The sequence below is a fragment of the Siccibacter colletis genome (genome assembly GCF_000696575.1).
Taxonomy (GTDB): domain Bacteria; phylum Pseudomonadota; class Gammaproteobacteria; order Enterobacterales; family Enterobacteriaceae; genus Siccibacter; species Siccibacter colletis.
This window is the reverse complement of sequence record NZ_JMSQ01000010.1, coordinates 1-14,726: the sequence shown is the minus strand read 5'-3', so window position 1 is coordinate 14,726 and position 14,726 is coordinate 1. Positions and strand designations below refer to the sequence as shown.

General features: G+C 54.3%; 11 protein-coding genes. 1 reads left to right on the top strand and 10 read right to left on the bottom strand.

Annotated elements, in window-relative coordinates:
• Positions 1-47: 47 nt before the first annotated feature.
• Positions 48-1,121, top strand: a complete 1,074-nt coding sequence (locus tag ET34_RS21890; protein ID WP_072002026.1) for a helix-turn-helix domain-containing protein — start codon at positions 48-50, stop codon at positions 1,119-1,121.
• Here the strand turns inward: ET34_RS21890 and ET34_RS0113175 are convergent.
• The 10 genes from ET34_RS0113175 to ET34_RS0113130 form a co-directional block, all read right to left on the bottom strand.
• Positions 1,009-2,073 (bottom strand): alpha/beta hydrolase family protein, encoded by a 1,065-nt coding sequence (locus tag ET34_RS0113175; protein ID WP_031522781.1) that lies wholly within the window; start codon positions 2,071-2,073, stop codon positions 1,009-1,011. The two genes, ET34_RS21890 and ET34_RS0113175, sit on opposite strands and share 113 nt — an antisense overlap.
• 144 nt (positions 2,074-2,217) lie before the next feature.
• Entirely contained in the window at positions 2,218-6,441 is a 4,224-nt protein-coding gene (gene rpoC / locus ET34_RS0113170; protein WP_031522780.1) for a DNA-directed RNA polymerase subunit beta', read from the bottom strand.
• A 76-nt stretch (positions 6,442-6,517) separates the two neighbouring features.
• Positions 6,518-10,546: a DNA-directed RNA polymerase subunit beta gene (gene rpoB, locus ET34_RS0113165; protein ID WP_031522779.1), complete on the bottom strand. Its 4,029-nt coding sequence runs from the start codon at positions 10,544-10,546 to the stop codon at positions 6,518-6,520.
• Between the two features lie 319 nt (positions 10,547-10,865).
• The gene (rplL, locus tag ET34_RS0113160) at positions 10,866-11,234 is read right to left on the bottom strand and encodes a 50S ribosomal protein L7/L12 (RefSeq protein WP_007727297.1); all 369 of its coding nucleotides are present in this window, start codon (positions 11,232-11,234) and stop codon (positions 10,866-10,868) included.
• Positions 11,235-11,300: 66 nt separating this feature from the next.
• Positions 11,301-11,798, bottom strand: a complete 498-nt coding sequence (gene rplJ / locus ET34_RS0113155) for a 50S ribosomal protein L10 (protein ID WP_004109731.1) — start codon at positions 11,796-11,798, stop codon at positions 11,301-11,303.
• A 274-nt stretch (positions 11,799-12,072) separates the two neighbouring features.
• Positions 12,073-12,777, bottom strand: a complete 705-nt coding sequence (rplA, locus tag ET34_RS0113150; RefSeq protein WP_031522775.1) for a 50S ribosomal protein L1 — start codon at positions 12,775-12,777, stop codon at positions 12,073-12,075.
• Between the two features lie 3 nt (positions 12,778-12,780).
• Positions 12,781-13,209 (bottom strand): 50S ribosomal protein L11, encoded by a 429-nt coding sequence (rplK, locus tag ET34_RS0113145; protein WP_031522773.1) that lies wholly within the window; start codon positions 13,207-13,209, stop codon positions 12,781-12,783.
• A 154-nt stretch (positions 13,210-13,363) separates the two neighbouring features.
• Positions 13,364-13,909 (bottom strand): transcription termination/antitermination protein NusG, encoded by a 546-nt coding sequence (gene nusG, locus ET34_RS0113140; protein ID WP_007665882.1) that lies wholly within the window; start codon positions 13,907-13,909, stop codon positions 13,364-13,366.
• 1 nt (position 13,910) lies between these two features.
• The gene (secE, locus tag ET34_RS0113135; protein WP_031522770.1) at positions 13,911-14,294 is read right to left on the bottom strand and encodes a preprotein translocase subunit SecE; all 384 of its coding nucleotides are present in this window, start codon (positions 14,292-14,294) and stop codon (positions 13,911-13,913) included.
• 219 nt (positions 14,295-14,513) lie between these two features.
• A partial coding sequence (locus ET34_RS0113130; RefSeq protein WP_031522768.1) for an EF-Tu C-terminal domain-related protein occupies positions 14,514-14,726 on the bottom strand: 213 nt, incomplete at its 5' end.

Sequence of the window (14,726 nt, the reverse complement as noted above, 5' to 3'; positions counted from 1 at the left end):
ACAACTGCATCATTACGCCGTAGCGTCCTCCATCAAGCAGGTCATCCATGCCCTCTGTTCCCGTTCCGGTTGTCACGCTCGCCATTTTGCTGTTACTGCTGGCGAAAGTGTACCTTTCACACGTCAGTCGTCATCCCGGTGCGCTCTGGTTTCTCGCCGGTTGCGCAGTGGTGGTCCTGATGTCGGCGCTGCGCTGGTCCTTCGACCTTCCGCTGCTACGGCAGATGCAAACCCTGGCAGCTATTGGTCTGCCGCCGCTCACCTGGCGCTGCTTCGCCAGTTTGACCGACACCCCGCTTCGCTGGCGACACATCATCACCCTGGCACCGCCGGCGGCAGCCCTGATCCTTCACCTTTTTTTACCTGCTGTTACCGACACGGTATTGATACTGCTCTATATCGGTTACGGCGGTGCCCTGCTGCGTACCGCCCAACGCGGTGAGGATCGCTTTGTCTTAAGCCGCCTCAGCGACGTGCCGACTACATTCAGACTGGCGTTTATCGCGGGCGGTTTCCTGTGCTTCTCCGGGCTGACGGACATGGCTATCGCCGTTGATTTCAGCCTGTATCGCGGCGAGCATGCTGCGTTGCTGGTGGTGATATCCCAGGGTATGTTGTTGCCGTTTCTTTGCCTCGGAATTTTACTCCCGCCGCGAAACGCCGCACCACAGGCTATGCCTGAAGCCCCGGCTACGGCGACGATGCCTGCGATTGCCCCTGAAGAAGCGCAGCGCTGCACGCAACTGGAAGCGCTGATTACCGACCAGGCACTTTATCTGAATCCGGATCTCACCCTGAATGCGCTGGCACGTAAAACCGCTACGCCCGCGCGCCATATCTCCCGGGCGGTCAACGCTACCCGCGGTTGTAATGTCTCCCAGTGGATCAACGGCTTTCGCATTGCACACGCGCAGCGGTTACTGCGTCAGACATCCTCTCCTGTCACGGCGGTGATGCTCGATTCCGGATTTAACACCAAATCTAATTTCAACCGCGAATTTATGCGCATTACCGGGATGAGCCCAGGGGAGTATCGTCGCGCGGCGCCTGATAATGAAGCGCCTGATTCAGAAATGCGCCAGTCTCCGCCACCAGCCGCTGATGGACCGTTGCCCGACTGATATCTCCTCCGTCGCGGCATACCACGCCTTCACCCGGCGCTTCGGCTTCTATTAATGTTGCTGCGCCAGGTTTGCACAACTGCATAAAGCTGAAGTGCGTGGCTCCGGTTACGCTGACGGCTCGCGTTAACCCGGCGGGAAGGTTCTCTGTCAGATAGCCGGACTCCAGCGCGGCGGGCACATCGTCACTGTCTGCCTCTGCGCTCATGATCAATACCGGGACGTTAATACCCGCCAGGCTCTGAGGGGTGAAGCCACGCGCCAGTCCGACATCCAGCGATATTACCGCCTTGATACGCGCGTCATGCTGGCTTGCTGCGAGCCTCTCTGCCGCCTCCGGACGATCGATACCCAGCGTGTGAGTAAGTTTGCATCCGCCCAGGGCCGGGTGCTGTCTGCAATCCGTGATAAAACGCGCCGTGGAAAACTGCCCTCCCGCCAGACTCATCACCGTCCAGCCCCCCAACGAGTGCCCCGCCGCCGCAATACGGGTTTCATCAATCCTGTCTGCCAGTAACGGCGAAGCAATAAGCGCGTCGAGCATCCGCACCATGTCCTGCGGGCGCGACCATAAGGCCTGGGCCTGCACGGGCTGTTTGTTGCGCGTTGTCGTTCCGGGATGATCGACCGCCGCCACGATATAGCCCTGCCCGACCATCGCCTGCGCCAGCCAGTTAAGGTTGCGCCAGTTACCGCCGTAACCGTGCGACAGCAGCAGCACCGGATGGCGACCCGAAGCCGGTACAGCATCGCGATGCACCGGGGTTCCGACAAAAGCGATGTTGCCGCCGACCTCTTCCGACGGGCCCGTTTGTTCTGTGGGATACCAGACGACCACCTCCAGCGGACGCGTCGGCGGTTCGCTGAGGGTTAACGGATGAAAGCCGGTATCGGCCGTGGCGGCGGCGCTAGCGAGTGCTGCGCTGAGAATAAGAATGGCGATACGAAACATGGTGATGTCCTCTGATGAAAGATGGGTTTCTTTTATCAGCAGGCCTGAACCAGCGGCGTCCTGAAACGCGATCGAGGACGTTTTTGAAAAATTACAGGCGAAAAAAAACCCGCCGAAGCGGGTTTTTATCAGGGTGCAGCACGATTACTCGTTGTCGTTGCCGCCCAGACCTGCGTTCAGCAGTTCTGCCAGGCTTGCGGAAGCTTCTTCCGCGCTCACCTGCGGTGCAGCCGGGAGTTCACCCGCAGCACGGCGACGCATACGATCCTGATGGTACGCATAACCGGTACCAGCCGGGATCAGACGACCCACGATAACGTTCTCTTTCAGGCCGCGCAGTTCGTCGCGTTTGCCCGCAACGGCTGCTTCGGTAAGCACACGAGTGGTCTCCTGGAACGATGCCGCGGAGATGAAGGACTCGGTTGCCAGAGAGGCTTTGGTGATACCCAGCAGATCGCGCGCATAGGTAACGCCAATCTTGCCGTTCGCTTCCAGTTCGCGGTTAGCGATCTTGATGCGAGAGTATTCAGCCTGCTCACCTTCGAGGAACTCGGAGCTGCCGGCGTTCATGATGGTTGCTTTACGCAGCATCTGACGCACGATAACTTCGATGTGCTTATCGTTAATCTTAACGCCCTGCAGACGGTAAACGTCCTGCACTTCGTTGGTGATGTAACGAGTTACCGCGTGAACACCACGCAGACGCAGAATGTCGTGCGGTGCTTCCGGACCGTCGGAAACCACGTCACCACGTTCTACGCGCTCACCTTCGAACACGTTGAGCTGACGCCATTTCGGAATCATCTCTTCGTACGGATCGCTGCCATCAACCGGGGTGATAACCAGACGGCGTTTACCTTTGGTTTCTTTACCGAAGGAAATGATACCACTGATTTCCGCCAGGATTGCCGGCTCTTTCGGACGACGTGCTTCGAACAGGTCGGCAACGCGTGGCAGACCACCGGTGATGTCCTTGGTACCGCTGGATTCCTGTGGAATACGCGCCAGAGCATCACCCGCACCGATCTGTACGCCATCTTCCAGCTGTACAATCGCTTTACCCGGCAGGAAGTACTGAGCCGGCATGTCGGTGCCCGGGATCAGAACGTCGTCGCCGTTGGCATCAACGATTTTCAGTGCCGGACGCAGGTCTTTACCACCGGTAGTACGTTCTGCAGAGTCCAGAACCACCAGGGAAGACAGACCGGTCAGTTCGTCGGTCTGACGGGTAATGGTCTGGCCGTCGATCATGTCGGTGAAGCGGATGTAACCGTTCACTTCGGTGATTACCGGCATGGTGTGCGGATCCCAGTTTGCAACGGTTTCACCGCCGGCAACCTGCTCACCATCACCCTTCGCCATTACCGCACCGTAAGGCACTTTATAGCTTTCTTTAGTACGACCGAATTCGTCGATCAGCTTCAGCTCGGTGTTACGTGACGTCACCACCAGCTTGCCGCTGGAGTTAACAACCGACTTCGCGTTGCTCAGACGGATGCTACCTTTGTTTTTCACCTGAATGCTGGATTCAGCAGCCGCACGAGATGCCGCACCACCGATGTGGAACGTACGCATCGTCAGCTGGGTACCCGGCTCACCGATGGACTGTGCTGCGATAACGCCGATTGCTTCACCTTTGTTGATGATGTGGCCACGCGCCAGGTCACGACCGTAGCAGTGCGCACATACACCGAAGTCGGTGTCACAGGATACGACGGAGCGCACTTTCACTGAGTCAACAGAGTTCTCTTCCAGCAGGTCACACCAGTGCTCATGGAGCAGGGTGTTACGCGGAACCAGAATGTCTGCGGTACCAGGCTTCAGTACGTCTTCAGCAGTTACACGGCCCAGAACGCGATCGCGCAGCGGCTCTTTAACATCACCACCCTCGATAACCGGGGTCATGGTGATACCTTCCAGCGTGCCGCAATCGTCTTCAGTGACAACCAGATCCTGTGCCACGTCTACCAGACGACGGGTCAGGTAACCGGAGTTCGCCGTTTTCAGTGCGGTATCCGCCAGACCTTTACGCGCACCGTGCGTGGAGATGAAGTACTGGAGTACGTTCAGACCTTCGCGGAAGTTCGCGGTGATCGGCGTTTCGATGATGGAGCCATCCGGCTTCGCCATCAGACCACGCATACCTGCCAGCTGACGAATCTGTGCAGCAGAACCACGCGCACCGGAGTCGGCCATCATGTAAATGCTGTTGAAGGAAACCTGCTGCTCTTCTTTACCTTCACGGTTGATAACCGTTTCAGTCTGCAGGTTGTCCATCATCGCTTTAGATACGCGATCGTTCGCGGCGGCCCAGATATCGATAACTTTGTTGTAGCGTTCGCCCGCGGTTACCAGACCAGACTGGAACTGCTCCTGAATCTCAGCAACTTCGGCTTCCGCTTCGGAGATGATTTCGTGCTTCTTCTCCGGAATAACCATGTCGTCGATACCAACAGACGCACCAGAGCGCGCTGCATAGGCAAAACCGGTGTACATGGTCTGGTCAGCAAAGATAACGGTCGGCTTCAGGCCCAGAATGCGGTAACAGGTGTTCAGCATTTTGGAGATGGCTTTCTTGCCCAGCGCCTGGTTGACGATGGAGAAAGGCAGACCTTTCGGTACGATCATCCACAGAATCGCACGACCTACGGTGGTGTCGATCAGGCTGGTTTTCGCAACGAATTCGCCGTTTGCATCTTTTTCGTATTCAGTGATACGCACTTTAACGCGCGCATGCAGAGAGGCCAGGCCAGCGCGGTAAATACGCTCAGCTTCTTTCGGGCCAGTCAGCACCATGCCTTCGCCTTTGGCGTTAACACAGTCACGGGTCATGTAGTACAGACCCAGTACAACGTCCTGAGACGGAACGATGATTGGTTCGCCGTTCGCCGGGGACAGGATGTTGTTGGTAGACATCATCAGCGCACGCGCTTCCAGCTGGGCTTCCAGCGTCAGCGGTACGTGAACTGCCATCTGGTCACCATCGAAGTCGGCGTTGTATGCCGCACAAACCAGCGGGTGCAGCTGGATAGCTTTACCTTCGATCAGTACCGGCTCAAATGCCTGGATACCCAGACGGTGCAGTGTTGGTGCACGGTTCAGCAGTACCGGATGTTCGCGGATAACTTCGTCCAGGATATCCCAAACGACAGCTTCTTCACGCTCAACCATTTTCTTGGCGGCTTTGATGGTGGTCGCGAGGCCACGCAGTTCCAGCTTGCCGTAGATGAACGGTTTGAACAGCTCCAGCGCCATTTTCTTCGGCAGACCGCACTGATGCAGACGCAGGTATGGACCTACGGTGATTACAGAACGACCGGAGTAGTCAACACGCTTACCGAGCAGGTTCTGACGGAAACGACCCTGCTTACCTTTGATCATGTCGGCAAGGGATTTCAGCGGACGCTTGTTGGAACCGGTGATCGCACGACCGCGACGGCCGTTATCCAGCAGCGCATCTACCGCTTCCTGCAGCATACGTTTTTCGTTGCGTACGATGATGTCCGGCGCAGCGAGATCCAGCAGGCGTTTCAGACGGTTGTTACGGTTGATCACGCGACGATACAGATCGTTCAGATCCGACGTTGCGAAACGACCGCCATCCAGCGGAACCAGCGGACGCAGATCTGGCGGCAGAACCGGCAGAACGGTCAGGATCATCCACTCCGGCTTGTTGCCAGACTGCACGAACGCTTCCAGCAGCTTGATACGCTTGGTCAGCTTCTTACGCTTGGTTTCGGAGTTGGTTTCGTTCAGTTCTTCACGCAGCTGCTCGCACTCCTGCTCCAGGTCCATGCTCTTCAGCAGTGCCTGAATAGCTTCCGCACCCATCTTCGCGTCGAATTCGTCACCGAACTCTTCCAGCGCATCGAGGTACTGCTCTTCGGTCAGGATCTGGCTACGCTCGAGGTTGGTCATGCCACCTTCGATAACCACATAGGATTCGAAGTACAGTACGCGTTCGATATCGCGCAGCGGCATATCCAGCAGCAGGCCGATACGGGACGGCAGTGATTTCAGGAACCAGATATGGGCAGTCGGAGACGCCAGCTCGATGTGGCCCATGCGCTCACGACGCACTTTGGTCTGGGTCACTTCTACGCCGCACTTCTCACAGATCACACCACGGTGTTTCAGGCGCTTGTACTTACCGCACAGGCACTCATAGTCTTTTACTGGCCCAAAGATACGGGCGCAGAACAGACCGTCACGCTCAGGTTTGAACGTACGGTAGTTAATGGTTTCCGGCTTCTTAACTTCACCAAAAGACCATGAACGGATCATGTCTGGCGAGGCCAGAGCAATTTTGATCGCATCAAACTCTTCGGTTTTAGTTTGCGCTTTCAGAAACTTTAATAAGTCTTTCACGGATTTGCTCCCGTCGGAGTTAGCACAATCTGGTGCCGGGTATTACCCCGGCACCAGTGACCTGTTTGAGCGAGAGTTACTCGTCTTCCAGCTCGATGTTGATACCCAGCGAACGAATCTCTTTCAACAGTACGTTGAAGGACTCTGGCATGCCTGGTTCCATCTGATGGTTGCCGTCCACGATGTTTTTATACATCTTGGTACGACCGTTAACGTCATCAGACTTAACGGTAAGCATTTCCTGAAGGGTGTATGCTGCGCCGTATGCTTCAAGCGCCCACACTTCCATCTCACCGAAGCGCTGACCACCGAACTGCGCCTTACCACCCAGCGGCTGCTGAGTAACGAGGCTGTAAGAACCGGTAGAACGCGCGTGCATCTTGTCATCAACCAGGTGGTTCAGTTTGAGCATGTACATGTAACCTACGGTTACTGAACGCTCGAACTGCTCACCGGTGCGGCCGTCGAACAGGGTGATCTGACCGGAAGTCGGCAGGTCGCCCAGTTGCAACAGCTCTTTGATTTCAGACTCTTTCGCACCGTCGAACACCGGCGTGGCGATCGGCATACCTTTTTTCAGGTTTTCAGCCAGACGCAGCACTTCATCGTCGCTGAAGGTGTTCAGGTCAACTTTCTGACGCACATCGGCACCGAGGTCATACGCTTTCTGGATGAATTCACGCAGTTTCGCGACTTCTTCCTGACGCTTCAGCATGGCGTTAATCTTGTCGCCGATACCTTTCGCAGCCATACCCAGGTGGGTTTCCAGAATCTGACCGATGTTCATACGAGACGGTACGCCCAGCGGGTTCAGTACGATGTCTACCGGCGTGCCGTTTTCATCGTAAGGCATGTCTTCGATCGGGTTGATCTTAGAGATAACACCCTTGTTACCGTGACGACCCGCCATCTTGTCACCAGGCTGAATCTGACGTTTAACGGCCAGATACACTTTTACGATTTTCAGCACGCCCGGTGCCAGATCATCGCCCTGAGTGATTTTGCGACGTTTCGCTTCGAGTTTTTTCTCAAACTCGTGTTTCAGTTCGTCGTACTGCTCAGCCAGCTGTTCCAGCTGATTCTGTTTGTCTTCGTCGTTCAGACCGAGTTCCAGCCAGCGGTCGCGCGGCAGTTTGTCGAGCTTCTCAGCTTCAACGCCACCGGAAACCAGCACTGCGTGGATACGGCTAAACAGGCCAGCTTCGAGGATCTGCAGTTCTTCAGACAGGTCTTTCTTCGCCTGCTTCAGCTGCATCTCTTCGATTTCCAGCGCACGTTTGTCTTTTTCTACGCCATCGCGAGTAAAGACCTGAACGTCGATAACAGTACCGGATACGCCGTTCGGTACGCGCAGAGAAGAGTCTTTAACGTCAGACGCTTTCTCACCAAAGATCGCACGCAGCAGTTTCTCTTCTGGCGTCAGCTGGGTTTCACCTTTCGGCGTTACCTTACCAACCAGAATGTCGCCGCCGGTCACTTCCGCACCGATGTAAACGATACCTGATTCATCCAGCTTCGAGAGCGCAGCTTCACCCACGTTCGGGATGTCAGCGGTGATCTCTTCCGGCCCCAGCTTGGTGTCACGAGACACGCACGCCAGTTCCTGAATGTGGATAGTGGTGAAACGGTCTTCCTGAACAACACGCTCGGATACGAGGATGGAGTCTTCGAAGTTGTAACCATTCCACGGCATGAACGCTACGCGCATGTTCTGACCGAGTGCCAGTTCACCGAGGTCGGTGGACGGACCGTCTGCCAGCACGTCGCCGCGCTCAACCGGCTCATTCAGAGACACACACGGCATCTGGTTGATGCAGGTGTTCTGGTTAGAACGGGTGTATTTAGTCAGGTTATAGATGTCGATACCTGCTTCGCCCGGGTACATCTCGTCTTCGTTAACTTTGATAACGATACGGGAAGCATCCACGTACTGAACGGTACCGCCACGTTTGGCAACGGCGGTTACGCCGGAGTCAACGGCAACAGCACGTTCCATACCGGTACCAACCAGCGGCTTGTCAGCGCGCAGAGTCGGAACCGCCTGACGTTGCATGTTCGCACCCATCAATGCACGGTTGGCGTCATCGTGTTCCAGGAACGGAATCAGGGACGCACCAACGGAAACCACCTGTTGGGTGGAAACGTCCATGTAGTCAACCTGGTCTGAGCTGAAAAGGCTGGATTCGCCTTTGCTGCGGCAGGTTACCAGATCATCTACAAAGCGACCTTCTTCCGTCAGGTTGGTGTTCGCCTGAGCGATAACGTAGTTACCTTCCTCGATTGCGGAAAGGTAATGAATTTCGTCAGTCACCACGCCGTCACGCACTAAACGATACGGGGTTTCGAGGAAGCCGTATTCGTTGGTCTGTGCATAAACAGACAGGGAGTTGATCAGACCGATGTTCGGACCTTCAGGCGTTTCGATTGGACATACGCGACCGTAGTGAGTCGGGTGTACGTCTCGTACTTCGAAGCCGGCACGCTCACGGGTCAGACCGCCCGGGCCGAGTGCAGAGATACGACGCTTGTGCGTGATCTCAGACAGCGGGTTGTTCTGGTCCATAAACTGAGACAGCTGGCTGGAGCCGAAGAACTCTTTCACCGCCGCGGAAATCGGCTTGGCGTTGATCATATCCTGAGGCATCAGGGTATCGAGGTCGCCCAGAGACAGACGCTCTTTCACCGCACGCTCTACACGTACCAGACCAACGCGGAACTGGTTTTCCGCCATCTCGCCCACGGAACGGATACGACGGTTGCCGAGGTGGTCGATATCATCCACTTCGCCTTTACCGTTACGGATATCGATGAGCTTCTTCATCACCTGAATGATGTCGTCTTTGCTCAGGATACCGGAACCTTCGATCTCGTCGCGCAGCAGAGAACGGTTGAACTTCATACGACCAACCGCAGAGAGATCGTAGCGGTCTTCGGAGAAGAACAGGTTCTCGAACAGGGTCTCAGCCGCTTCACGCGTCGGCGGTTCACCCGGGCGCATCATGCGGTAGATTTCTACCAGCGCGCTCAGACGATCGTTGGTTGGGTCGACGCGTACAGTCTCAGAAATGTACGGACCGTGGTCCAGATCGTTGGTGAACAGCGTTTCGATACGCTTGTGACCAGACTGGCTCAGCTTCGCCAGCAGATCGAGAGACAGCTCCATGTTGGCCGGGCAAATCAGCTCGCCAGTGGAGGTATCAACGTAATCTTTAGCCGCGACTTTGCCAGCGATGTATTCAACCGGCACTTCGATATGTTTGATTTCGTCTTTTTCGAGCTGACGAATGTGGCGCGCAGTAATACGGCGGCCTTTCTCAACATACACTTTACCGTCAGCTTCGATGTCAAAGGATGCGGTTTCGCCACGCAGGCGTTCCGGCACCAGTTCCATCTGCAGCTTGTTGTCGCGGATTTCGAAATTAACTTTTTCGAAGAACAGATCGAGGATCTGCTCAGTGGTGTAGCTCAGCGCGCGCAGAATGATGGTCGCAGGCAGTTTGCGGCGACGGTCAATACGCACGAACAGGTTGTCTTTCGGGTCAAACTCGAAATCCAGCCAGGAACCACGGTAAGGGATGATGCGTGCGTTATAGAGCACTTTCCCTGAAGAGTGAGTTTTACCCTTATCGCTGTCGAAGAAGACGCCCGGGCTACGGTGCAGCTGAGAAACAATAACGCGCTCAGTACCGTTGATAACGAAAGTACCGTTATCCGTCATGAGCGGAATTTCGCCCATGTAAACTTCTTGTTCTTTGATGTCTTTAACGGTGCCTTCCGGCGCTTCGCGCTCGTAGATCACCAGGCGCAGTTTTACGCGCAGCGGTGCCGAATAGGTCACGCCGCGAATCTGGCACTCAGTTACATCAAAGACTGGCTCGCCAAGACGGTAGCTGACGTACTGCAGTTCCGAATTGCCGCTATAGCTCTGAATCGGGAATACGGAACGGAATGCTGCTTCCAAGCCGTACTGCCCTTCGGGATCTTGCTCGATAAATTTCTGAAACGAGTCAAGCTGGATAGAAAGGAGATATGGAATGTCCAGAACCTGGGGACGTTTACCAAAATCCTTACGAATACGTTTTTTCTCGGTATAGGAGTAAACCATAGGGTTCCTCAGCTCGCTGACAAGTCGACCCACTCTGCCCATCGGGGGGACAGTTTATGCAACACCATTTTGTTGACCGGAAAGTTGAACTCTTTCCGCAATACCTGTTGCTATCACGCTTAAACCATTTCGTTGCGATTTACACAGAACGGGCGCCCTGTCGCAATATATTAAGTCGTCGATAGAAACAAGCATTGAAAGGAAACCAGCAGTCAAACAGTGTGAAACGCTACTGGTACCCTACAGCGCAAAAAGGCTGGTGACTAAAAAGTCACCAGCCATCAGCCTGATTACTCAAGCTGCAACCGGAAGGGTTGGCTTATTTAACTTCAACTTCAGCGCCAGCTTCTTCCAGAGATTTTTTCAGAGCTTCAGCGTCGTCTTTGCTCACGCCTTCTTTCAGAGCAGCCGGAGCAGACTCTACCAAGTCTTTAGCTTCTTTCAGACCCAGGCCAGTCGCGCCACGTACAGCTTTGATAACTGCAACTTTGTTAGCGCCAGCAGCTTTCAGAATAACGTCGAACTCAGTTTTCTCTTCAGCAGCTTCAGCAGCCGGGCCAGCAGCAACAGCTACAGCAGCAGCAGCAGAAACACCGAATTTTTCTTCCATTGCAGAGATCAGCTCAACAACGTCCATTACGGACATAGCGGATACTGCTTCAATGATTTGATCTTTAGTGATAGACATTTAAATTGTTCCTGAATATCAGAATAAGTTTATACGTAAGCGAATGCTTTATAAAGAAAACTGCGATTAAGCAGCTTCTTTCGCATCGCGTACAGCAGCCAGAGTACGGACCAGTTTGCCTGCAGAGGCTTCTTTCATGGTCGCCATCAGGCGTGCAATTGCTTCTTCGTAGGTCGGCAGAGTTGCCAGGCGATCGATCTGGGATGCCGGGATTAACTCACCTTCAAAGGCAGCGGCTTTGACCTCAAATTTTGCATTCGCTTTCGCGAAATCTTTGAACAGACGAGCAGCAGCGCCCGGGTGTTCCATAGAGTATGCAATCAGGGTCGGACCAACAAACGTGTCTTTCAGGCACTCGAAAGGAGTACCTTCAACGACGCGGCGCAGCAGGGTGTTACGAACAACACGCATGTAAACGCCAGCTTCACGACCTGCTTTACGCAGTTCAGTCATTTTATCTACGGTAACGCCACGGGAATCCGCAACAACCGCAGACAGCGCGCCTTTGGCTACTTCGCTGACTTCAGCAACAATCGCTTGTTTGTCTTGAAGATTTAAAGCCATTAGCTTTGCTCCTGGATGTTTGCCGGGACAAAATGCCCCGGAACTCACTTCACTCAATACAACGATTGAGCGTCTGAATACGGTGAGCAGAAACAAGCCAAAGAGTACTTAAAAATATTCTTCAGGTTCTGTCACCGTCTACGCAGGGAATTAAGTCTCTTACGAAACACCTGCGGTCTTGGACGGAGGCCTGGATAAGGCCAGGCTCCAACCGGATAAAACTTTTCGTGGGCGAAGATTGTAGACAAAACGTCCGCCCACGTAAAGACTAATCTTAGTTCGCAGACGCGTTCAGACCAGCCTGATCAACGGCAACACCAGCACCCATGGTGGTGGAGATGCTAACTTTCTTGATGTACACGCCTTTCGCCTGAGTCGGTTTCGCTTTTTTCAGCGCAACCAGCAGGGATTCCAGGTTTTCTTTCAGTTTGTCAGCGTCAAAATCCACTTTACCGATGGTGGTGTGGATGATGCCGTTTTTGTCGTTACGATAACGAACCTGACCTGCTTTAGCGTTTTTAACCGCTTCAGCAACGTTCGGAGTAACGGTACCCACTTTCGGGTTCGGCATCAGGCCGCGCGGACCCAGTACCTGGCCCAGCTGGCCAACAACGCGCATTGCATCCGGGGAAGCAATAACAACGTCGAAGTTCATTTCGCCTTTCTTGATCTGGTCAGCCAGATCTTCCATACCTACCAGCTCGGCGCCAGCAGCTTTAGCTGCTTCGGCGTTCGGGCCCTGAGCAAATACGGCAACGCGAACAGAACGGCCAGTACCGTGCGGCAGTACAGTTGCACCACGTACGTTCTGGTCAGATTTACGCGCGTCGATGCCGAGGTTAACGGCAACGTCTACGCTTTCTACAAATTTAGCGGTGGCCAGCTCTTTCAGCAGAGAGATAGCTTCGTTGATGTCGTACTGTTTGGTCGAATCAACTTTGTCACGGATCACACGCATGCGCTTGGTCAGTTTAGCCATTTCTTAGTCCTCCACTACCAGGCCCATGGAACGTGCAGTACCTTCGATGGAGCGAGTCATCGCTTCAACATCGGCACCAGTCATGTCGGCAGCTTTGGTCTGCGCGATTTCCTGCAGCTGAGCGCGGGAAATTTTACCAACTTTGTCTTTGTTCGGCTTACCGGAACCAGACTTGATACCAGCCGCTTTTTTCAGCAGAACTGCTGCCGGCGGAGTTTTGGTAACGAAGGTGAAAGAACGGTCAGCGTAAACGGTAATAACAACCGGGATCGGCAGACCTTTCTCCATGGAATCAGTTTTCGCGTTGAACGCTTTACAGAATTCCATGATGTTAACACCCTGCTGACCCAGTGCCGGACCAACCGGTGGGCTCGGGTTCGCCATACCAGCTGCAACCTGCAGCTTGACGTAGGCTTGTACTTTCTTAGCCATTGCAATTTCCTCGTTTGGGTATAACGCCTCGAAGAGGCTCCCCGTGATAAATACGTTTTACGGACGCAGCGTCCATAAAAACAAAAGGCGCGAAATTGTAGTCCAATCTCGCGCCTTGTGCAACGTTAACGTCGCTGCTTTTTTGATCGGCGGATTACGCCTTCTCAACCTGCCCGAAGTCCAGTTCTACCGGGGTCGCACGACCGAAGATAGAAACCGATACTTTAAGACGGGATTTTTCGTAATCCACTTCTTCCACAACGCCGTTAAAGTCAGCAAACGGACCATCGTTAACACGAACCATTTCACCCGGCTCGAACAGCGTTTTCGGACGCGGCTTATCACCAACCTGCTGCAGGCGGTTCATGATCGCATCGACTTCTTTATCGCTGATCGGAGCAGGTCGATCGGAGGTACCACCAATGAACCCCATCACGCGCGGTACGCTACGCACCAGGTGCCAGCTGGCATCGTTCATTACCATCTGAACCAGCACATAGCCAGGGAAGAATTTGCGCTCGCTTTTGCGACGCTGGCCGCCACGGATCTCAACGACTTCTTCAGTCGGGACCATGACTTCACCAAACAGCTCTTCCATGTTGTGTAATTTGATATGCTCGCGCAGCGACGTGGCTACGCGGCCTTCAAAACCGGAAAACGCCTGAACGACGTACCAGCGCTTTTTAGGAGCTTCAGACATCTCAGAACCTCAGGCCAGTGATAAAGGATACCAGGCGGACCAGAATACCATCCAGTCCCCACAGGATAAGTGACATTACAGCAGTAACCGCTGCCACAATTAATGTGGTGTGCAATGTTTCCTGGCGAGTAGGCCAAACCACCTTACGGACTTCGGTTCTCGCTTCGCGGGCAAAAGCGACGGTCGCTTTACCTTTCGTCGTCAACAGCGCGACACCACCCGCTGCAGCAATTAAAATCACCACTGCAAGGGCACGCAGAGGCAGAGTCACATCGCGATAAACGAAGTTACCGACAATCGCTATGGCTAATAGCGCAATGACAGCTAACCACTTCACCGCTTCCAGGCCGCGCCCGCTCCCTTGAGCTTCGGTATTCGCACTCATAAACCAACCTGTCACAATAAATCAGACAAACATTTTTGCCCCGCGTAAGCGAGGCAAACCAAACCGAATTGCTCCGGCACTCACGCCGTCTACAGAGCCTGTCTCAGCAATGATTATGAGAAAAAAATCACTGATGAGCCAGGTTCTGGTTGGATAGCGTGCAAAAAGGGCATCAAATGATGCCCTTTTATTGCGCATTGCGTCAAATGTTATCAGCGATTAGCCAAGAACTTTAGCAACAACGCCCGCGCCAACGGTACGGCCGCCTTCACGGATTGCGAAACGCAGACCGTCGTCCATCGCGATCGGGTGGATCAGGGTAACAACCATTTTGATGTTGTCGCCCGGCATTACCATCTCAACGCCTTCCGGCAGTTCGATGGTGCCAGTCACGTCAGTAGTACGGAAGTAGAACTGCGGACGGTAGCCTTT

Coding starts and splice junctions, on each gene's coding strand:
- ET34_RS21890 (WP_072002026.1), top strand. CDS start 48: ATGCCCTCTGTTCCCGTTCCGGTTGTCACGCTCGCCATTTTGCTGTTA.
- ET34_RS0113175 (WP_031522781.1), bottom strand. CDS start 2,073: ATGTTTCGTATCGCCATTCTTATTCTCAGCGCAGCACTCGCTAGCGCC.
- rpoB (WP_031522779.1), bottom strand. CDS start 10,546: ATGGTTTACTCCTATACCGAGAAAAAACGTATTCGTAAGGATTTTGGT.
- rplL (WP_007727297.1), bottom strand. CDS start 11,234: ATGTCTATCACTAAAGATCAAATCATTGAAGCAGTATCCGCTATGTCC.
- rplJ (WP_004109731.1), bottom strand. CDS start 11,798: ATGGCTTTAAATCTTCAAGACAAACAAGCGATTGTTGCTGAAGTCAGC.
- rplA (WP_031522775.1), bottom strand. CDS start 12,777: ATGGCTAAACTGACCAAGCGCATGCGTGTGATCCGTGACAAAGTTGAT.
- rplK (WP_031522773.1), bottom strand. CDS start 13,209: ATGGCTAAGAAAGTACAAGCCTACGTCAAGCTGCAGGTTGCAGCTGGT.
- nusG (WP_007665882.1), bottom strand. CDS start 13,909: ATGTCTGAAGCTCCTAAAAAGCGCTGGTACGTCGTTCAGGCGTTTTCC.
- secE (WP_031522770.1), bottom strand. CDS start 14,294: ATGAGTGCGAATACCGAAGCTCAAGGGAGCGGGCGCGGCCTGGAAGCG.